24 protein-coding genes are annotated in these 18,663 nt (G+C 56.6%); 15 read left to right on the top strand and 9 right to left on the bottom strand.

Translation table 11 applies throughout. The features are described from left to right. Window positions 1–131 precede the first annotated feature (131 nt). The gene (locus GQF03_RS13740; protein WP_161339869.1) at window positions 132–587 is read left to right on the top strand and encodes a putative pterin-binding protein; all 456 of its coding nucleotides are present in this window, start codon (window positions 132–134) and stop codon (window positions 585–587) included. A gap of 18 nt (window positions 588–605) precedes the next feature. Further along, on the top strand, window positions 606–1,244 hold the full coding sequence (locus GQF03_RS13735) for a histidine phosphatase family protein (RefSeq protein WP_161339868.1): 639 nt from the start codon (window positions 606–608) through the stop codon (window positions 1,242–1,244). On the opposite strand, the gene cobT is transcribed toward GQF03_RS13735, so the two are convergent. Then, window positions 1,241–2,260, bottom strand: a complete 1,020-nt coding sequence (cobT, locus tag GQF03_RS13730) for a nicotinate-nucleotide--dimethylbenzimidazole phosphoribosyltransferase (protein WP_161339867.1) — start codon at window positions 2,258–2,260, stop codon at window positions 1,241–1,243. The two genes, GQF03_RS13735 and cobT, sit on opposite strands and share 4 nt — an antisense overlap. 215 nt (window positions 2,261–2,475) lie before the next feature. On the opposite strand from cobT, the gene GQF03_RS13725 reads away from it, so the two are divergent. The 3 genes from GQF03_RS13725 (at window position 2,476) to GQF03_RS13715 (ending at window position 5,050) form a co-directional block, all read left to right on the top strand. Then, window positions 2,476–3,003 (top strand): redoxin domain-containing protein, encoded by a 528-nt coding sequence (locus GQF03_RS13725; RefSeq protein ID WP_161339866.1) that lies wholly within the window; start codon window positions 2,476–2,478, stop codon window positions 3,001–3,003. A 245-nt stretch (window positions 3,004–3,248) separates the two neighbouring features. After that, a complete protein-coding gene (locus GQF03_RS19210; protein WP_380743586.1) occupies window positions 3,249–3,740 on the top strand; it encodes a cold-shock protein in 492 nt (163 codons plus the stop codon). A gap of 119 nt (window positions 3,741–3,859) precedes the next feature. Continuing rightward, a complete protein-coding gene (locus tag GQF03_RS13715; RefSeq protein ID WP_161339864.1) occupies window positions 3,860–5,050 on the top strand; it encodes a CaiB/BaiF CoA transferase family protein in 1,191 nt (396 codons plus the stop codon). Here the strand turns inward: GQF03_RS13715 and GQF03_RS13710 are convergent. Continuing rightward, window positions 5,047–5,766 carry a glutamine amidotransferase gene (locus GQF03_RS13710; RefSeq protein ID WP_161339863.1) on the bottom strand — a complete coding sequence of 240 codons (720 nt, stop codon included), beginning with the start codon at window positions 5,764–5,766 and terminating at the stop codon, window positions 5,047–5,049. The genes GQF03_RS13715 and GQF03_RS13710 overlap by 4 nt on opposite strands. Before the next feature lie 106 nt (window positions 5,767–5,872). Here GQF03_RS13710 and GQF03_RS13705 point away from each other — a divergent pair, with 106 nt between their 5' ends. Together GQF03_RS13705 and GQF03_RS13700 are read left to right on the top strand one after the other, a co-directional pair. Continuing rightward, window positions 5,873–7,153 (top strand): PQQ-dependent sugar dehydrogenase, encoded by a 1,281-nt coding sequence (locus GQF03_RS13705; RefSeq protein ID WP_161339862.1) that lies wholly within the window; start codon window positions 5,873–5,875, stop codon window positions 7,151–7,153. Between the two features lie 132 nt (window positions 7,154–7,285). After that, entirely contained in the window at window positions 7,286–7,609 is a 324-nt protein-coding gene (locus GQF03_RS13700; protein WP_161339861.1) for a GcrA family cell cycle regulator, read from the top strand. A 9-nt stretch (window positions 7,610–7,618) separates the two neighbouring features. On the opposite strand, the gene GQF03_RS13695 is transcribed toward GQF03_RS13700, so the two are convergent. Next, window positions 7,619–7,969 (bottom strand): DOPA 4,5-dioxygenase family protein, encoded by a 351-nt coding sequence (locus tag GQF03_RS13695; protein ID WP_161339860.1) that lies wholly within the window; start codon window positions 7,967–7,969, stop codon window positions 7,619–7,621. A gap of 127 nt (window positions 7,970–8,096) precedes the next feature. Between GQF03_RS13695 and GQF03_RS13690 the strand changes: the two genes are divergently transcribed. The 6 genes from GQF03_RS13690 to GQF03_RS13665 all read left to right on the top strand — a co-directional run bounded on the left by GQF03_RS13690 (window position 8,097) and on the right by GQF03_RS13665 (window position 11,665). Then, on the top strand, window positions 8,097–8,957 hold the full coding sequence (locus GQF03_RS13690) for an enoyl-CoA hydratase-related protein (RefSeq protein ID WP_161339859.1): 861 nt from the start codon (window positions 8,097–8,099) through the stop codon (window positions 8,955–8,957). Between the two features lie 110 nt (window positions 8,958–9,067). Beyond that, window positions 9,068–9,718: an AsmA family protein gene (locus GQF03_RS13685; RefSeq protein ID WP_161339858.1), complete on the top strand. Its 651-nt coding sequence runs from the start codon at window positions 9,068–9,070 to the stop codon at window positions 9,716–9,718. Between the two features lie 104 nt (window positions 9,719–9,822). Then, a complete protein-coding gene (locus GQF03_RS13680) occupies window positions 9,823–10,110 on the top strand; it encodes a YggT family protein (protein WP_161339857.1) in 288 nt (95 codons plus the stop codon). Continuing rightward, entirely contained in the window at window positions 10,107–10,424 is a 318-nt protein-coding gene (locus GQF03_RS13675; RefSeq protein WP_161339856.1) for a DUF167 family protein, read from the top strand. Before GQF03_RS13680 ends, GQF03_RS13675 begins: the two co-directional genes overlap by 4 nt. A gap of 32 nt (window positions 10,425–10,456) precedes the next feature. Beyond that, the gene (gene folD, locus GQF03_RS13670) at window positions 10,457–11,341 is read left to right on the top strand and encodes a bifunctional methylenetetrahydrofolate dehydrogenase/methenyltetrahydrofolate cyclohydrolase FolD (protein ID WP_161339855.1); all 885 of its coding nucleotides are present in this window, start codon (window positions 10,457–10,459) and stop codon (window positions 11,339–11,341) included. A 174-nt stretch (window positions 11,342–11,515) separates the two neighbouring features. Then, window positions 11,516–11,665, top strand: a complete 150-nt coding sequence (locus GQF03_RS13665) for a hypothetical protein (RefSeq protein WP_161339854.1) — start codon at window positions 11,516–11,518, stop codon at window positions 11,663–11,665. A 6-nt stretch (window positions 11,666–11,671) separates the two neighbouring features. On the opposite strand, the gene GQF03_RS13660 is transcribed toward GQF03_RS13665, so the two are convergent. From GQF03_RS13660 to GQF03_RS13650, 3 genes are all read right to left on the bottom strand, one after another. Beyond that, window positions 11,672–12,520 carry a DMT family transporter gene (locus tag GQF03_RS13660; protein ID WP_161339853.1) on the bottom strand — a complete coding sequence of 283 codons (849 nt, stop codon included), beginning with the start codon at window positions 12,518–12,520 and terminating at the stop codon, window positions 11,672–11,674. A gap of 52 nt (window positions 12,521–12,572) precedes the next feature. Then, complete coding sequence (locus tag GQF03_RS13655; RefSeq protein WP_161339852.1) at window positions 12,573–13,781, bottom strand: argininosuccinate synthase; 1,209 nt, start codon at window positions 13,779–13,781, stop codon at window positions 12,573–12,575. Between the two features lie 100 nt (window positions 13,782–13,881). Then, window positions 13,882–14,448 carry a helix-turn-helix domain-containing protein gene (locus GQF03_RS13650; RefSeq protein ID WP_161339851.1) on the bottom strand — a complete coding sequence of 189 codons (567 nt, stop codon included), beginning with the start codon at window positions 14,446–14,448 and terminating at the stop codon, window positions 13,882–13,884. 99 nt (window positions 14,449–14,547) lie between these two features. On the opposite strand from GQF03_RS13650, the gene GQF03_RS13645 reads away from it, so the two are divergent. Both GQF03_RS13645 and GQF03_RS13640 read left to right on the top strand, forming a co-directional pair. After that, window positions 14,548–15,720: a benzoate/H(+) symporter BenE family transporter gene (locus GQF03_RS13645; protein WP_161339850.1), complete on the top strand. Its 1,173-nt coding sequence runs from the start codon at window positions 14,548–14,550 to the stop codon at window positions 15,718–15,720. Between the two features lie 36 nt (window positions 15,721–15,756). Beyond that, window positions 15,757–16,227 carry a GNAT family N-acetyltransferase gene (locus GQF03_RS13640; RefSeq protein WP_161339849.1) on the top strand — a complete coding sequence of 157 codons (471 nt, stop codon included), beginning with the start codon at window positions 15,757–15,759 and terminating at the stop codon, window positions 16,225–16,227. Here the strand turns inward: GQF03_RS13640 and rlmN are convergent. The 3 genes from rlmN to GQF03_RS13625 form a co-directional block, all read right to left on the bottom strand. Beyond that, on the bottom strand, window positions 16,222–17,388 hold the full coding sequence (gene rlmN / locus GQF03_RS13635) for a dual-specificity RNA methyltransferase RlmN (RefSeq protein ID WP_161339848.1): 1,167 nt from the start codon (window positions 17,386–17,388) through the stop codon (window positions 16,222–16,224). The two genes, GQF03_RS13640 and rlmN, sit on opposite strands and share 6 nt — an antisense overlap. A gap of 47 nt (window positions 17,389–17,435) precedes the next feature. Further along, window positions 17,436–17,954 (bottom strand): invasion associated locus B family protein, encoded by a 519-nt coding sequence (locus GQF03_RS13630; RefSeq protein WP_161339847.1) that lies wholly within the window; start codon window positions 17,952–17,954, stop codon window positions 17,436–17,438. A 100-nt stretch (window positions 17,955–18,054) separates the two neighbouring features. Further along, complete coding sequence (locus tag GQF03_RS13625; RefSeq protein ID WP_161339846.1) at window positions 18,055–18,594, bottom strand: RNA methyltransferase; 540 nt, start codon at window positions 18,592–18,594, stop codon at window positions 18,055–18,057. Between the last annotated feature and the right edge of the window lie 69 nt (window positions 18,595–18,663).

Raw genomic sequence — 18,663 nt, 5'->3', positions numbered from 1 at the left:
TGGCGGCAATATTTTTGGGTCCTTGCGCCGCCGCGTGCAGGGAAAATTTGATTGGGAGCAGGTCTTTGGTGAACATTTCCGCGTATAGAAATTCTTTGAAAGCGGGTCGTGAACTCGTGGTTTTGACTGTCATGGTTGTTTTGCTTCTGGCCGGAATGGCGCCGGCGCAGGCGGACGAGCAGAAATTGATGATTACCGGCAAGATACAGTCCGAACATGGTGCCATCTATTTCAGTCGCGGCGACATGGCCGCCGCCAAACAGATAGAGGTTGTGACGAGCAGCCCCTGGACCACAGGGAAAACGCGATTTCGCGGTGTGCTCCTTCGTGAGCTTCTGGAAAAGGTGCAGGCCAAAGGCTCTATTTTGAAGGCTTCCGCCGTTGACGGCTATACCGTCGAGATCCCCGTATCCGACGCCACGGATTTTGACGTTATCATTGCCTATAAAATGGATGGGGAATGGCTGGAGGAGGGAGTCTATGCGCCATTCTGGATCATTTACCCCTATGACACAGACAAGGAACTCGCGCAGGAAAAATACTATGCGCGTTCGATCTGGCAACTGACCAAGCTGACGGTGGAATAGCGCCTGCCGGCTGATTGGATGAGCGAAGATTATGTGATCCACGAATGGTGGCTGGTTCGTCATGCGCCGGTAAATACTGATAAAATTTATGGTCATCTTGATCTCGAGGCGGATTTCTCCGATACGCAAAGGCTCGCCGAAATCGCCCGGATGCTGCCGGAAGGCAGCCGTTTCATTACCAGCGACCTCTCGCGGTCCATCGAGACCGCGAGAGGTCTTCAGACCCATGAAAAATTCGCAAAAAATCTGGATATCCGCGCGGGCCTGCGTGAGCAAAACTTCGGCGCCTGGGAGGGACGAACCCATGCGGAAATCGAAAAATCAGAGCCTGACGCCTACCGCAGGTTCTGGGCCGATCCGGCGCAGGCTAAAACGGAAAGAGGAGAGAGTTTTCAGGACCTGATTCGCCGCGTTGATCAGGAAATAAAGAATCTACTTCAGGATATGACGTCGCGGCAATTGGTCATCGTGACACATGCCGGTCTGATCCGTGCGATGGTCGGTCGGGCACTTGGTATCGCACCGCAGAAAATGCTCGCCCTCGCCATCGATCCGCTCTCGGTCACTCATTTGACATCCTTCTCGCGCGACGATGAGGTCAGTTGGCGGATCAATTTCCTGAACGACCGGGGCGGAGAGGGGCACTTGCGACGCTAGGCGGGTTTTTCGCCGCTTACGCCCGCATCCGCGAAGCTCGCCATGCCGTTGTGGGTGACAACAGCGGCCTTGATGATAGCAAGGGCCAGCGCCGCACCGGAGCCCTCGCCAAGGCGCATGCCGAGCGACAGCAGTGGTTCTTTATCCAGGGCGTCGAGCAATCTCCGGTGCCCCGGCTCGGCCGAGACATGGGCCGCGACGCAGTGATCGAGTGCGCGACCGCTGGCCTTGTAAAGAACGGCGGCGGCGGCCGACGCCACAAATCCGTCGAGAAGAACCGGGACATGCTTTTGCCGCGCTGCCAGAATGGCGCCCGCCATGGCGGCAATCTCCCGGCCGCCGAGGCATCGCAAAATTTCAAGCGGATCCGCCAGATTATCCTTATGCCGTTTCAATCCGGCGTCGATCACCTGCGCCTTCCGTTTGACGCCGTCGCTGGAAACCCCGGTTCCGGGGCCCGCCCAGTCGGCGCCGCCACCACCGAAGAGCGCCGCCGATAACGCGGCGGCGACGGTCGTATTGCCTATCCCCATTTCGCCGACAACCAGGATATCTGACGTTTCGTCAACGGCATTCCATCCGGCGGAGAGCGCGGCGGCCGTCTCGCTCTCGGTCATCGCCGGGCCTGCGGTGAAATCGGCAGTAGGATTATCGAGGTCGAGCGCCTCGACTGTGAAGCTGGCGCCGAAGGCAAGCGCAAGCTGATTGATTGCGGCGCCGCCTGATTTAAAATTCGCAACCATCTGGGCGGTAACTTCCTGCGGGAAAGCGGAAACGCCCTGATCGCAGACACCGTGATTGCCGGCGAAGATAATCACCTGTGGTTTCGCGTAGCGGGGTGGGTGCTGCCCCTGCCATCCCGACAGCCAGACCGCCAGTGTCTCCAGTTGGCCAAGCGCACCGGCCGGTTTGGTGAGAACAGCGTCCCGCGCAATCGCCGCATCGGCGGCCGCCTGATTAATGTCCGTCAAACCGGTAAGCTGGTCGCGAAACGCTTGCATTGGCATGGCTGTCATAATGTAAAACCTATACTGGAAAAGGAGCAGTGAAAATTCGGGCTATTCTAGTCGGCGTCCATCATATTGCAATCCGCATAGCGACAAAAATTTTCAAAAATCCGTACGTGAAAAACGTGCTTGTTGTTCTCCACCAAAAACTCTACTATGTAATTGGAATGATCGTTCCAATAATTGGAATTTTAAAGACGACCTGGTGAAAAAGGATCCGGCAAATGACGAGTACTAAACTGGCGGCGGGGCAGCAATTTCCGAAAATCACGGTCCCGCTTGTCTCCGGCGGCACTGCGACATTGGGAGCCGACGGAACGGACCAATGGCAGCTTGTGATAATCTATCGCGGCAAGCATTGCCCGATCTGCATGCGGTATCTCGGCCAGCTCGAAAGCCTCAAGGCCGACTTTGAGGCAGCGGGCGTCGCTGTTACGGCCGTCTCGGGCGATGGCGCGGAGAAGGCCAAGGCCGTCGCGGCAGAGCATAATCTCACCTTTCCCGTTGGCTATAACCTGACGATCCCGCAGATGGCCGAGCTTGGGCTGTATGTGTCTGATCCGCGCTCGCCCAAGGAAACCGATCAGCCCTTTCCGGAACCTGGCCTTTTCGTTCTGCGTCCGGATAACGCGATCCAGATTATCGATATTTCCAATGCACCCTTCGCACGGCCCGATCTCAGTTCGATTTTAAGGGGCATCAAGTTTATCCGGGAGAACGACTATCCCGTCCGCGGAACCCATTCCGTTTAATATCGCGCCCGCCCGGCCGGTGAAATCCGGCTGGATGCATCGTTGAGACATATTTGACGCAAATCAATGCTCCGGCATTGAATCCGCTGTACCCAAGAACATATCTGCTGCGAATTTTGCCGATGGAATATCGTGCATTCGCAGCATAGTTCGAGGGAATTAGCCGTTTTCCGTCGCTACTGCGCGAGGGAGACGGCGAGCAGGGTCGAGGTCGCTTCATGCAGAATTTAGGGAGCTCAAAACAATTGACGACAGCGCCTCAACGGGCGGTGAAGTGCAAGGTGAAATGGTTTAATACGACGAAAGGCTTCGGTTTTGTGGCGCCGCTAAATGGTACCGAGGATGCCTTCGTTCATATCTCCGCCCTGATTCCCCATAATCTTCAGGGGTTGCCGGAAGGCGCATCGATAACCTGCGATCTTGATGTCGGCGAACGGGGATTGCAGGTAACGAATATAATAGATCTCGGCCCGGCGCCGGTGCTGGAGAATGACAACTTTTCCTGCCGCTTCGTTCTCGGGACCGTCAAGTTTTTCAATAACCGCAAGGGCTTCGGCTTCGCGACGCCGGATGACGGCGGAACGGATATTTTCGTGCATATGAAGGCGCTGGAAAAATCGGGTCTTGGTGCCCTGCAGGAGGGTCAGCGGGTCCGCCTGAAGGTCCTGGACAACGAAAAGGGACCGACGGCCGAAGGGCTGCAAATCCTGACCGGCGAAACGCCCGCCTGCGAGTAATTTCCATTATCTCTGCCGTTAAAACAATTGCCAAATGTGGCAATTAAGGGCACTCTTGCCGCCAAACGGGATGCAGAGACACCTGAGAAAAATAACAAGAACGATCAGGAGGGCAGGTAATGTCAAATGTTTTAACGGGAATTCGGGTTCTGGACTTCGGGCGCTATATCGCGGGCCCCTACTGCGCGACGGTTCTATCCGACTTCGGCGCGGAAGTTATCCGGATCGAGAAACTCGCGGGCAGTGAGGACCGTTATATCACACCGCTCAAGGAAGATCAGACCGGCGATGGCGGGCTGTTCATGCAAATGGGTCAGAACAAGAAGGGCTTGACCCTTAATCCCATGAAGCCCGAAGGTCGTGAGGTGGTCAAGCGGCTGGTGAAGACCGCCGATGTGGTTGTTGCCAACCTGCCCATCGAGACACTCGAGGCGATGGGGCTTGATTATGAAAGCCTTAAGGCCATCAAGGAAGACATTATCCTGACCCATGGCTCCGCCTTCGGTGATGAGGGCCCGTATAAGAACCGGGTTGGGTTTGATGGTCTCGGCCAGGCGATGTCCGGTGCGATGTATCTCTCGGGCAGTAACGGCGAGCCACGGAAGCTTTACGGACCCTATGTGGATTTTACGACAGCTCTGATGGGGGCAATCGGAACCATGGCGGCCCTTCGCCATCGCGATATGACTGGGGAAGGGCAGGTAATCAACACGTCGCTCTTCGGTTCTTCGGTACTGATATCCAGTGTGTCCTTGATGGAGCAGGCGATGCTCCAATTAAACAGGGTTGGCACAGCGAACCGCGCGCAAGGGGCGGGGCCGGCAGATACCTTCAAGACGAAAGATGGCTGGGTTCTTGTCCAGTCCCTCGGCTGGCCGCTGTTTGAGCGCTGGACCAAGTTGATCGGCGAGGATCATTGGCTTAGCGATCCCCGCTTCAAGACGGACCAGAGCCGTGGCGATCACAATGAAATTTTATCGGAACGCATGGCGAAATGGTGCGCCGAGCGAACCACAAAGGAGGCGCTGGCCGAGATGGATGCCGTGCGCCTTCCCTGCGGGCCCGTCATGTCGCCTCAGGAGGTGCTGGACGATCCACATCTCAAGGCCATGGGGCAATTGACGGAAATCGAGTATCCGGGATTTGACAAAAAGATTCCGGTTTCTGAACTGCCGATCAAAATGTCGAAGACGGACACCAAGCTTAAACGCCGGGCGCCGACACTCGGCGAACATACGGATGAAATCATGAAAAGCCTGGGTTATTCTTCCGAGGAGATCGCGGATTTACGGCAAAAGCGCGTAATCTAGCTCCCGGTTGCGGCCTGCCGCTGCGCCAGTGGCGGCAGCCAGTGGTCGAGGAAATTTTCGAGCCAGCGATGGACCTCGGCGTCATATTTCCGCCGTCCCTCAAGTTGCGCTTCCCGTGATTGCGCTCCCGGATCGCTGAGCATATGGGCCGCCTTCGTCGCCCAGCGGCGGTTCATGGCCTCCGTCACTTCGGGATGAAACTGGATGCCATAGGCATTCTTGCCGACCCGATAGGCCTGATTTGGAAAAAACTCACCGCTCGCCAGCAATGTGGCGCCGCATGGCAGGTCGAAACCCTCCCGGTGCCATTGATAGGCCATCATCGGATCTTTGAAAAGCGGGCTGCCTTTGTCGGTCGGCGTCAATTGGTAATAGCCGACTTCGCGAAGCCCCTTTTCATGTTCGGCAACGCGCGCACCCAGCGCCCGGGCCATGATTTGAGCACCGAGGCAAATCCCGAGATAGGGGGTTTCACTCTTGAGCAGCACGTCGATCAGCTTTGTTTCCTGGCGGATAAAGTCCTCATGGTCGTCATTGGCGCTCATCGGGCCGCCGAAGATGACGGCGGCCGCATGGTCGTCCATTGTTGGCGGCAGCGGATCGCCAATTGCCGGGATGCGCATATCAAGCTCAAATCCGCGGGTGCGGATGGCTTCGCCGACGCGGCCGGGATCGGAGGTTGCCTGATGGAGAACTAGTAGTACTTTTTGCGACATAATATGGATCAAATACCCTGAAATGTAACATGAATCCGGCTGCTACCCCAGTTTAGCTTTCCTTCGGGTGGAAACAAGACCATATCCGAATATTATACGAAAATGGTTGGCAATTGATTACCAGACGGAAGAGATGAGAGAGATGATGGCTTTTCTGAAATTTTCCGCGGCACTTATCGCGGCGTTGACGACGTTGCTTCCGATAGGTGCGGGCGCGCAAGATAGCAACGAAGTGGGCGCCATGATCACCATCCGCGCCGAGGATCTTCCCGAACCCTACCAAACGCCGGTCGACGCGCTGAGCCCGAGGCATGTCAGCACGAACAAGGAGGGGCAGCTCAATCTGCCGCCCGGATTCAAGGTCAATGCCTTTCGCAAGGGCCTTACCCATGCAAGATGGCTGTATGTCCTTTCAAATGGCGATGTCCTGCTCGCGGAGCCGCGCGGGGAAAAGATAACGATCCTTCGGGACGCCGACGGGGACGGTGCGGCGGAGATAAAAAAAACGCTGGTCGATGATCTTGAAATGCCGCATGGCATGGCGGTTATTGGCGACTGGCTCTATATCGGCGAGGAAACGCACCTCAGCCGCGTTCCCTTCAAAGTCGGCGATCTTGAGCCGTCTGGCCCGCGCGAGGAGGTCACGGCGCCAGGATCGCTTGGCGATGGCAGCGGTCATTGGACGCGCATTCTCCTTTATGATTCAACGGATAATGCGCTCTATATTTCCGTTGGCAGCGCGTCGAACATAGGCATCGAGCCGCTGCCAAGGGCGAGTATCCAGAAATATTATCTTGATGAGAAACGGATGGAAACGATTGCGACCGGCCTGCGCAATCCGGTCGGCATCGATTTCAATCCGGTAACCGGGAGCCTTTACACCGTTGTCAATGAACGCGATGGTTATGGCGACGGCCTCGTCCCGGACTATCTCACGGAAGTGCAAAAGGGCGGATTCTATGGCTGGCCCTACGCCTATTCGGGTAAAATTCCCGATCCGGACTACGGCGAAGACGCGCCGGAAATGGTCGCAAAATCCATCCTGCCCGATGTTCTTTTCCAGTCGCATTCAGCCCCCCTCGGGCTGGTCTTTTATAAGGGATCGCAGTTTCCCAAGGAATATGTGAATGACGCCTTCGTCGCTTTTCAGGGTTCATGGAACGCCTCGAAACCGACCGGATACAAGATTGTCCGGGTGCCGTTTAAAGACGGCCGTCCGACCGGGTCCTATCAGAATTTCGCGACCGGTTTCCGGATTGAAGTTGAAGATCCGGGGGCGGCCAAGGTTTGGGGGCGGCCCGTCGGGCTGGCCGTGGCGGCGGATGGCGCGCTTCTTGTCGCCGATGCGGTAAGCCAGACGGTTTGGCGGATTTCCTATTCAGAATAGTTGCGAATCGGATATCTGTAGACTCTGCCGCCGAGCAAGGATATATGAATGGAGCTTTGGCGGCCGTTTCGACTTTTGTGTATTTCGTGGCACGCTAACGGACAGAATGCAAACGCAACAAGAGATTTGGGTATGAGTTGGACCGACGAACGAATTGAGAAGCTGAAGAAGCTTTGGGGCTCTGGCAAGACCGCTGCCGAAATCGCCGAAGAACTGGGCGACGTTACCCGTAATGCCGTCATCGGAAAGGCGAACCGTCTTGGCCTTTCGTCGAAGTCGACGCCCGCCGCAGCAAAACCCAAGAAGAAAGTCATTCCGGCGCACCGGGCCTGCCAATGGCCGATCGGTCATCCGGGCGAAGATAATTTTCATTTTTGTGGTGATGAAGCGGTGCCGAGCAAGCCTTACTGCCTGAAACACTGCAATATGGCCTATCAGAGCAAGGACAACAGCTAGGCGGTCGGTTCAGGCGGTTTCGAACATCGCCAGGTTCAGCTTCAATTTCTCGCCGAGCCAAAGCGCGTTGTCGCGGTGATCTTCAAGATCGTTGCCCGTTTCCGGATGAACCAGAATGTCGAGCCCCTGACGGTTGAGCATCAGCCAGGGAACGATTTTCGAAAACTCCGTCACCGCGAAGACCACCTGATACATCGAAATCGGATGCGGGCCAACCGGTGCGTCATGCCAGCGACCCAGGGTCACGTCAAACCGCTCGCCGAGCTGGTCGCGGATTTCCCCGGCCGCCGCCTTGGTCTCCGGTTGATAATAGACATGGGCGTGATAGCCGGTAATCAATTGCGCCGCATCCTTTGCCATGGCGATCTTCCTCTGAAAATTCACTGGCCTTCTCAAGCCTATCAAAGTTAACATAGTCATTCGCCGCCGCCATGTCATGGCAAGACAGCCCGGCACCATAAAAAACAAAATAACCGGAGGAAAACCCGTGTCCTACGAACATATCCTGTATGATGTTGAAGACCAGATTCTTACCATTATCCTGAATCGCCCAGATAATCTGAATGCTTTTACCGTCACGATGCGCGACGAATTGATCGATGCGTATGACAAGGCGGATGCGGATGATGACGTCCGCGCCATTATCGTCACCGGCGCCGGGCGCGCCTTCTGTGCCGGGGCTGATCTTGGTGCCGGCAAGGACACCTTTAACTACAAGGCGCGCGGTGTGCAGAAGGAGGGGGAGCTGCACCGCGATGGCGGCGGGCGCGTCACCCTCCGGATGTATCAGTCGAAAAAGCCGATTATCGGCGCGATCAATGGCCCGGCGGTCGGGATCGGCGCGACAATGACGCTGCCGATGGACGTTCGCCTTGCCTCGGACAAGGCGCGGATCGGGTTCGTTTTCTCCCGCCGGGGTATCGTGATGGAGGCTTGCAGCAGTTGGTTCCTCCCGCGCCTAGTCGGTATTTCCCAGGCGGCGGAATGGGTTTATTCCGGGCGGATTTTTCCGGCCGATGAGGCGAAGGCCGGCGGGCTCGTCAAGGCGGTTCATCCGCAAGAGGACCTGCTCCCCGCCGCCCGCCGCCTCGCCAAGGAGATGACAGCCGAGTCCGCGCCGGTTTCCGTGGCGCTTTGCCGGCAGATGATGTGGCGGATGCTTGGCGCCGACCATCCCATGGAAGCCCATAAAATAGACAGCCGCGGTATCGCCATGATGGGCCAGAGCCCGGATGTTGCAGAGGGCGTGACCTCCTTCCTTGAAAAGCGCCCGGCCAAATTCTCCATGCGCCCGTCCGTGGATATGCCGGATTTTTACCCCTGGTGGGAGGAACCTGAGTTCAAATAACCGGCTCGATCCTATAGATTCCCTTAAAAAGTGTTTTAATATTGAATAAAAACAACTAATGATTATCTCCGATTCCTGAACTTTTTTATTCGGGAACCGGAGATAGTCTCATGAAAATTACCTCTCTTCTTGTCAAAGGCGGCCTCTTTGTCGTCATTGTGGCGGCCGTCGTCGTCGGTGTCCGCGAGGCCGAGCGGCATGTCAATTCCACGGGCTGGAATGCCATTACACTGGTCGGAAGCGCGGCGACAGGAGAAAAAGTGACCCTGGATGCCTTCGATGTCAGCATTTTTACCGGCCGGGGAACGATCAATGGATTGACGGTTCCCAATTCCGGCATCGGGTCGTCGCCCACAAGTTTCGTGGTCGACAAGGCCGAAATCAGGATTGTCCCCTGGAGCATCCTGTGGGGGCCGCTTCATATCAGGTCAATCGAGATTACCAATCCGGCGGTGGATCTTGAAACGAGTGCCACGAGTTCAAACCTCACGATCATCCTCGCTGCCGCGGCCGCGTATGCCGTTACCGCCGATAAATCCGGCAATAAGGCGAAAAAACTCCGCGTCGATGACCTGACGATTACCGGTGCGAAGCTGTCCGGTAAAATTTACCCGCTATCGACCAAGGTTTCTTTGACATTACCCGACATCAAGATGAGCAATTTGGGCAGCAGCGGCGACGGCATGAGCCAGGCGGATTTCGTTCAGGCGGTTCTGACCCAGGTGGTTAATCAGGCGACGACCTCGGCGCTTCACCCGTGAGCGAGAGAATCTGACGATTTGCGCTGGCATGCGCCCGCAGAACGGTTGCCTTTTGCGGGCTTAGCGCCTAAATGTAGGGTGGATTAAATCGAGCAGGTATATACATGACATCCTTACTCCTTCTGATCAGTGCGATCATAAACATATTCATTTGGCTTTTGATCGCGAATGCCATTCTGAGCTGGCTCGTGGCGTTTAACGTGGTCAATACGAGCAATCAGTTCGTTTCGACAGTGGGTAATTTCCTCTACCGGATAACCGAGCCGCCGCTGCGGCCGATCAGGAAGGTCATTCCGACGATGGGCGGGCTTGATGTTTCACCGGTGATCCTGATCCTGCTGCTTATCTTCCTACGCAATCTCCTGTTCGAGTATGCGCCGCAAATGATGTGACCCTGCCTATCAGAAAAAGTGACGACGGAGTTTTGCTCGATATCCGGCTGTCTCCGAATGCGGCGCAAAACCGTATTGAAACTATTTTCATCGACGGTGAAGGACGTCCGCGTCTGAAGGTCAAGGTCACGGCAGTGCCGGAAAAAGGGAAAGCCAACGGCGCATTGGTCAAATTATTGTCGAAATCAATCAAGCATGCCCGGGGAAGCTTTGACATTATTGCCGGCAAGCTTGATCGCAACAAGACGGTGCTGGTAAAAGGCGACCCGTCAGAGACGGAAGCTGAACTGAAACTATGGCTTGAGCAGTTTTGACCGGACGAGACGACCGGCAGGGGGAGGAATTTATGACGGCAACGATTATTGATGGCAAAGCCTTCTCGGCCCGGGTTCGCGCGGAGGCGGGCAGGAAAGTCATGGTACTGAAGGAACAGCATGACCTGACCCCGGGGCTCGCTGTCGTCCTCGTGGGTGAGGATCCGGCAAGCCAGGTCTATGTCCGAAACAAGGGCAAGGCGACGGTTGAGGCGGGAATGAAGTCTGAAGAAATCCGTCTCGACGTCACCGCCACCGAGCAGGAAGTCCTGGATGTGGTTCACCGGCTGAATGCCGATCCGACCATTCACGGCATTCTCGTGCAGCTTCCGCTGCCCAAGCAGGTGGATGAGATGGCGGTCCTCGATGCCATTGACCCGATGAAGGATGTCGACGGTTTTCACGTCATCAATACCGGCCGGCAGGCGGTTGGATTGCCCGCGATGGTGCCCTGCACGCCGCTTGGCTGCCTGATGATGCTGAAAGACACGCTTGGCGATCTCTCCGGTCTGAATGCGGTGGTTGTCGGTCGCTCGAATATTGTTGGTAAACCGATGGCGAGTTTGCTTCTATCCGAAAATTGCACGGTCACCATCGCGCATTCGCGAACCCGCGATCTGCCCGCCGTTTGCCGAGGCGCCGATATCCTGGTGGCAGCCGTGGGACGTCCGGAAATGATCCGCGGTGACTGGGTGAAGCCCGGCGCGACCGTGATCGATGTCGGCATCAACCGCATCCCGAAGGAGGATGGCAAGACCCGTCTGGTCGGCGATGTCTGCTTTGATGAGGCGGTCGAGGTGGCCGGGGCGATTACGCCGGTCCCGGGCGGCGTCGGCCCGATGACAATTGCCTGCCTGTTGGCGAATACCGTCACCGCGGCCTGTCGTCAGGCAGGAATAGATGAACCGGAGGTTTAAACGCCGATAGTGCGATTTTCCCGCCAGATTCTTGTCCGATTTGCAAAATTCGCCGCAACAGGCGCGTTGGTGGGGATTGTTTTCAGCATTCTATTTATCGCGCTGCCAATGGCCGGTGTGCTTTTTATCTTAGGCGCGTTCGATATCGGCTGGACTCTGCCATGGATCCCTTCGATGCCACTGATCATGACAGTGGGAGCGATCGCCGGAGCGGTGTTCGCCGCCGCGCTATTTATCAAGGATCGATATATTCCTTACGTGGAGGAAGTCCCCGATTTCGAGGAGGAGGGCGATGATTTCTCGAACGACAGGCGCGACAGGTAACCGAGGCTATTTGCGCTGTTCCGCCACCAAGTTTGTGAGATTGCCGGCAAAAATAATCACGGCCCCGACCAGAACCCATGGATCGAAGGCTTCCGAATAGAGAAGGAAGCCCACGACGGCGATCAGTGGCACCCGCAGGAAATCCATGGGAACCACGACGGTCGCATCGGCATTCTGGAACGCCTTGACGATACAGTAATGCGCGGACAGCGCGGTGATTCCAACAGCAATGAACCAGGGCATTGCCTGCCAGGTCGGCGGCTGCCAGTCGATGATCGACGGGATCATGGCCATGGGCAGCTGAATGAGCGCCATATAGAACAGGATGGCAAGGGCCGTTGTATCGCCCGAAAGCTTCTTCGTCAGGGTTGCGGTAACGGCAAAGCCGACCGCTCCGGCAAGTACGATCAAGGCCGGGGTCGTCATGACGACAAGGCCGGGGCGCAGAATGATCAGGATGCCCGCAAACCCCATGGCGATGGCAAAGACGCGTGTCCAAGAGAGTTTCTCGCCCAGCAGGATGGTCGCCAGCAATGCCGTCCAGATGGGCGTGGTGAATTCAATTGCGAAAACCTCCGCCAGCGAAATTACCGCAATACCGTAAAACCAAGCCGCCTGACCGGCGAAGTGAAAACTGTTGCGGACAATATGGACGCCGAGATGTCGTGGATAGATTTGTGCAAATCCGCTCCGCCAGAGAAAGAATAGAACGATGACGAGACCGATCACACCGCGGTAAAACAGGATCTGAAATGTCCCGTAGTCTGAAGAAAGCTCCCTGCCGGCGACCGCAAGCGTTATAAACGACATCAGCGCGCCGCCCATCCAGAGGGCTGCCTTCACGATCGGCGGCATTATGCAGCCTTTCCCCTATGACCGCTCGTAGGCGGTGCGACTGGCGCCATGATCAGGTTTTCTGGCGATGCAGGAGCCGCAGGCGAAGGGCGTTCAGTTTGATAAAGCCCTCAGCGTCCCGCTGGTCATACACCGTATCTTCCTCGAACGTTACATGCTCCATCGAATAGAGGGAGTAGGGGCTCTTGCGGCCGACAACACTTACGCGTCCTTTGTAGAGCTTGAGACGTACGGTGCCGGTGACTTTTTCCTGGCTCTTGTCGATCAGGGCCTGCAGCATCTCGCGTTCCGGCGAGAACCAGAGACCGTTATAAATCAGCTCCGCATAGCGTGGCATGATGTCATCTTTCAGATGCATCGCCCCGCGATCGAGGGTGATCTGCTCGATCCCGCGATGGGCTTCGAGCATGATGGTGCCGCCTGGCGTTTCATAAATGCCGCGCGACTTCATGCCGACAAACCGGCCTTCCACAAGGTCAAGCCGCCCGATGCCGTTGTCACCCGCGAGTTTGTTGAGCGCGGTCAGCAGTTCCGCCGGGCTCATCCGTTTGCCGTCAATGGCAACCGGATCGCCTTTTTCATAGTCAATCTCGATATAGGTCGGCGTATCCGGCGCATCTTCCGGCGCAACTGTCCGGGAATAAACATATTCCCCGGCTTCTTCCCACGGATCTTCCAGCGCCTTGCCTTCTGCCGAGATATGGAGGAGGTTCGCATCGACCGAGAAGGGCGCTTCGCCGCGCTTGTCCTTCGGAATCGGGATCTGGTTTTTCTCGGCAAAATCGATCAGCTTGGTGCGGGAGTTGAGGTCCCATTCCCGCCAGGGAGCGATCACCTTGATATCCGGGTTGAGCGCGTAGTAGCCAAGCTCAAAGCGAACCTGGTCATTGCCTTTACCGGTTGCGCCATGGGCAACCGCATCGGCGCCAACCTCTTTCGCGATCTCGATCTGCCGTTTTGAGATCAGCGGCCGCGCAATTGAGGTGCCGAGAAGATACTGCCCTTCATAGACGGCATTGGCGCGAAACATCGGGAAGACAAAGTCGCGGACGAACTCTTCGCGGAGATCATCGATATAGATTTCCTTGATGCCCAGCATTTCCGCCTTGGCGCGCGCCGGTTCCAACTCTTCGCCCTGCCCCAGATCCGCCGTAAAGGTAACGACTTCGCAGTTATAGGTCGTTTGCAGCCATTTCAGAATGACGGAGGTATCCAGACCACCGGAATAGGCGAGGACGACTTTTTTGATTTCTTCGGACATGACAGGGAACCTCAATAGGGAATCTGTTATTCAGGCAAATTTGCAGCGCGCAAACTAGGGGAAAAGTGAAGGCTTCGCAAGGGGCAGATTTCCGCAAAATTCAGGCGCGATGCGGATAATGGATCACTGATAAGGTCACGGCCTTTTCATCGCTCCGGTTCCGATAGCCATGGGTCCGGTCGCCGCGAAAGCGGATCGTTTGCCCCATTTCAAGCGGATGCCAGATATCATCGGTCAAAATCTCCATCTTTCCGGAGATGACGGTAATATGCTCGATAACGCCGGGTTCATGGGGCTCCGATAGACGCTCGTACCCCGGCATAAATGTCAGTTCCATCAAATCAAAGCCGAAGCGTGGCTCGAACGGGAAAAGCGGCGCGACGGCCATGCCTTTATCCCCGGGAATATTGCGGATGACTTGAGCGTCCCGGATGACCGTGTCCGCCGTGATTTCCGGCAACGGCTCCATCAGGGAGGAGACGGAAACCTTGAAGCCGGTGGCCAGTTTCCAGAGGACGGCGGTTGTCGGGCTTGATTCGCCGCGTTCTATCTGCCCCAGCATGGCCTTGCTTACACCCGTTGCCGCGGCGGCCGCGTCCAGGCTCCAGCCGCGATCCTTACGGAGCTGTTTAAGGGTGGTCGACAGATGATCTTTCAAATCCTTCATACGGGGTCCATTTTTCGCTTGAGCGTTATAGCGCACATCTGTTAGATTGGCGCCGCTTGTGCGTTATAACGTATATTCCGATGGAAGGTACAGATCAAGATGCTTCGCTTCTTCTCGCCCAGCTATATCTCCGCTGGTTTTGTCGCCGTATTGGTGGGATACGCCGGAGCGGGGGCGATCGTCTTTCAGGCGGCGAATGCCGCGGGTGCGACGCCGGATCAGATCAGTTCCTGGCTCTGGGCGGTCGGGATCGGCATGGGGGTCAGCAGCATTGGCCTCACGCTCTTTTATCGTCAGCCCATCCTGATCGCCTGGTCGACGCCCGGGGCGGCACTCCTCGCCACCAGCCTGCCAGGGGTGCCGATGGGGGATGCGATTGGGGCCTTTATTTTTAGCTCGCTCCTTCTTACCCTCTGCGGCGTAACCGGCCTTTTTCAGAAAATCATGGCCTTTGTGCCGCAATCGCTCGCGTCGGCTTTGCTGGCGGCGGTGCTCCTGCGCTTTGGGCTCGATGCCTTTGTCGCGCTCGAGGCGGATGTCGTCATGGTCGGCGCAATGGTGGCAGTCTTCCTTGCGGCCAAGCAGTTCATGCCCCGCTACGTCATCCCGCTCACCTTGCTAACCGGGGTTGTGATTGCGCTGATCGGGGGGCAGATTTCGTCGATTGACACCGATTTCACGCTCACCCGGCCGGTTTTCGTGATGCCCAGCTTTGACCTCCCCACCTTGATCGGTGTCGGCATTCCGCTCTTTATCGTGACCATGGCGTCCCAGAATGTGCCAGGGATAGCGGCCCTCCGTGCACATGGATATGACGCTCCGGCTTCCCCTTTGATCGGCTGGTCGGGCTTCACAGGTGTCGTGCTGGCGCCCTTTGGTGGTTATGCCTTCAACCTCGCCGCGATTACCGCGGCCCTCTGTATGAGCCCGGATGTGCATCCCGATCCGGCAAAGCGGTATCCGGCTGTACTCTGGGCCTCGGTTTTTTACTGCCTGGCCGGGCTCTTCGGCGCGGCGATTACCGCGCTCTTTATCGCTTTTCCGGCGGCACTTGTCATGGCGATTGCCGGGCTCGCCCTCCTGTCAACGATTGCCAACAGCCTTGAAGCCGCCCTCAAGGAGGAGACGGAACGCGATGCCGCTATCCTGACCTTCGCGGTAACGGCCTCTGGTCTCACGCTTCTGTCCATCGGCGCGCCCTTCTGGGGCATCGTCATCGGCATGGGGGCCTATTTGTTTCGGAAACACTTTACCCGGATCAAAAAAGGATGAAATATCGCAGCGGTCAAACCGGGCTGCGAGAACAGGATGATGAGCGTTTCCGTAATAGAACAGAACTTCGACGACTGGCGGACGTTGTTGAAGCTTCTTTTTGATGCATTTGAGTATATGGAGGCGCGGATCGACCCCCCGTCGTCGCTGCGTCTTCTCAATGAAGAGACGATTGTCCAAAAAGCAGCCGAGGAAACGCTCCTTCTCGCGCGGGAGGGAGACAGGCTGGTTGGCTGTTGCTTTCTCAAGGATATCGGCGAGAAAATGTATCTCGGCAAACTCGCGGTCGATCCCGTCATCCAGCAGTCCGGTATTGGGTTAGCGCTGGTGACGGCCGCGATCGATCTTTGCCGCGCCCGGGGAAAGAAGCAGATTGAGCTTCAATCACGTATCGAGCTAACCGAAGTACATGACTTCTTCCGCGGCCGCGGCTTTCGCCAGACGGGCACGACAGCCCATGAAGGTTACAACCGTCCCACAAGCATTACCATGCAGCTAGAGTTATAGGCTGGCTTCCGCCGCCTTTTCTTCAGTCCGGGCGGAGGCCCGCACTTTCTTGCTCTCGGATTTGAGCTGACCACAGGCGGCCATGATGTCGCGGCCGCGCGGCACCCGGATGGGGGAGGAATATCCTGCGTCATTGACGATTTTTGCAAAGCGATGCATCGCATTGTTGCTGGAGCATTGATATTGAGTGCCGGGCCAGGGGTTGAACGGGATCAGATTGACCTTCGCTGGGATATCTTTCAACAGGCGGACAAGTTCGCGTGCGTCTGCCGGGCTGTCATTCACGCCGTCCAGCATGACATATTCGAAGGTAATCCGGCGCGCATTATTGCTGCCGGGATATTCCTTGCAGGCCTGCAGCAATTCCTTGATCGGGTAGCGCTTGTTGATCGGGACAAGGACGTCGCGGATTTCATTCGTCACCGCATGCAGCGAGATCGCGAGATTGACGCCAAGTTCCTCGCCGCACTGGCGAATTTTCGGCACCACGCCGGAGGTCGAAAGGGTAATCCGCCGTTTGGAGAGGGAAATTCCTTCCCCGTCCATGATAATTTTCAAGGCCTTCGCGACATTGTCATAATTCAGGAGCGGCTCCCCCATGCCCATCATGACGATGTTGGAGATCATCCGCTCGCCCTTGGGGCTTGGCCACTCGTTGATGGTATCGCGCGCAACCAGCATCTGGGCGATAATCTCGCCCGCCGTCAGGTTGCGTACAAGCTTCATCGTGCCGGTATGGCAGAAACTGCAGGTGAGGGTGCAGCCGACCTGGCTCGAAACACAGAGCGCGCCGCGATCCTCTTCGGGGATATGCACCGATTCCACTTCCTGGCCATCGGGAAATTTCACCAGCCATTTGCGGGTGCCGTCGGTCGATTCAAGAAGGGAGGTGATTTCCGGACGGGCCGCCGTGAATTTTTCGGGCAGCCAAGCGCGCATCTCTTTCGAGATCGAGGTCATGTCCTCAAACCGGCTGGCGCCGCGGTAATAGAGCCAGTGAAAGAGCTGCCGCGCGCGCATCTTGGCCGCTTTCGCGTCAACGCCCGCGTCCATCAGGGCGGCCGCCATTTCACTTCGGTCAAGGCCGATCAGGCTCTTGCGGATCGCCAGGAGTTCCGGCTGCCGGTCAACGGCCTCTACATCTGGAATCAAATGATCCATGATATTCACTTCGGTTTAAAAAGCGGCTTATACTCTTGTAACGGCGCTCAAGTACAGCTTTTTCTAATCTGCTTGTGGGCGGCCGTGAACCCTTGCAGCGAATAAGTATCGACCGTCAGCGTTCCCCGGGTCGATGTTCCCTTGACGATCATCTTCGATCCGCCACGCATGGCGCTAACCAGCTGTTCATCGCTGCTGCCTTCCGGCACCCAAGCCACCTCACCATTCGTTGCGAGAAGGAACTTGCGGTTTCCGATAAGGGCCTCGACCGTCGACTGATCCTTGTAGGGATAGCCCGCCACGTGGCTGACTTCTTCCTGGGATTTGGATTTGGGCCGGTAGGCCACCATCACATATATATCGCCGCGATTAACACCCTGCGGTGTGGATTTGAGCGGACGGGAAAGCATGTAGCAGACCTTGTTACCATTCTCGATCCAGCTATAGGCAAGCCAGTCATTGAAGGTGCCCAGCGCTCTGGGCTCCGCCTGCTGCGCCGCGGCCGGTCCCGGAGCGATCAGAAAAAGAGAAAGTGTCAGGAGAATACTTGCTGCTAATCTACTCATAACCAAAGAATACCGGTATGACGCCGATTTTTCCACCCCCGGCGTCGTCAATTTTTCTTCAAACTTATACATCCACTAAACCTTTTTCCTCCGCGTCCCATCAGTCCGTTTCGCGCCGCTTTATGGGCGCCCCCTGCACATGGGCCTTCAAGGGCTCCGGTTTGCCGAGCTCGCCGGTTGGTCGCCGGGCAAACCGTCCGTGGGTGACAATCCTGTCATACATAACGATTGCCCCCGCGGTTGCAACATTCAGACAGAATTTTGTCGGAATTTTGATGAAGTAATCGCATTTTTCCTGCATAGCCGGAGAGAGGGACCCGCGTTCACGCCCGAGGATATAGGCGGCGCTGATGGGATGGAAAAAGCTCGGCAGGTCGGTTGCCTCGTCGAGAAGCTCCACCCCGACGATCTTGCATCCCTTGGGTAACTGCATCTCTTCAATATTCTTCCAATCGTACCAGGGAATGTTTTTGGGCGCGAGGGAGGTGTCCGAGCGGGCCTTGCGGACGGAATAATCCGCGCCGACCGTGAAGACGAAGCTTGCGCCAAAGGCATGGGCCGTGCGGAAGAGGTTGCCTGCATTCATCGGTTTGCTGATGCCTTCGACGCCGATGCCGAAATATCCACGGGATATCGCCATAAATTCCTACTCTCCTGATCCGATTCCTGTTAAAACCCCGGTAATTCCAAAAGATGATGTGATCCGGAA

The sequence above is a fragment of the Sneathiella chungangensis genome (assembly GCF_009882935.1).
Classification (GTDB): domain Bacteria; phylum Pseudomonadota; class Alphaproteobacteria; order Sneathiellales; family Sneathiellaceae; genus Sneathiella; species Sneathiella chungangensis.
Note: the sequence above shows the minus strand (reverse complement) of the source record. Positions and strands in the feature narration are given on the sequence as shown.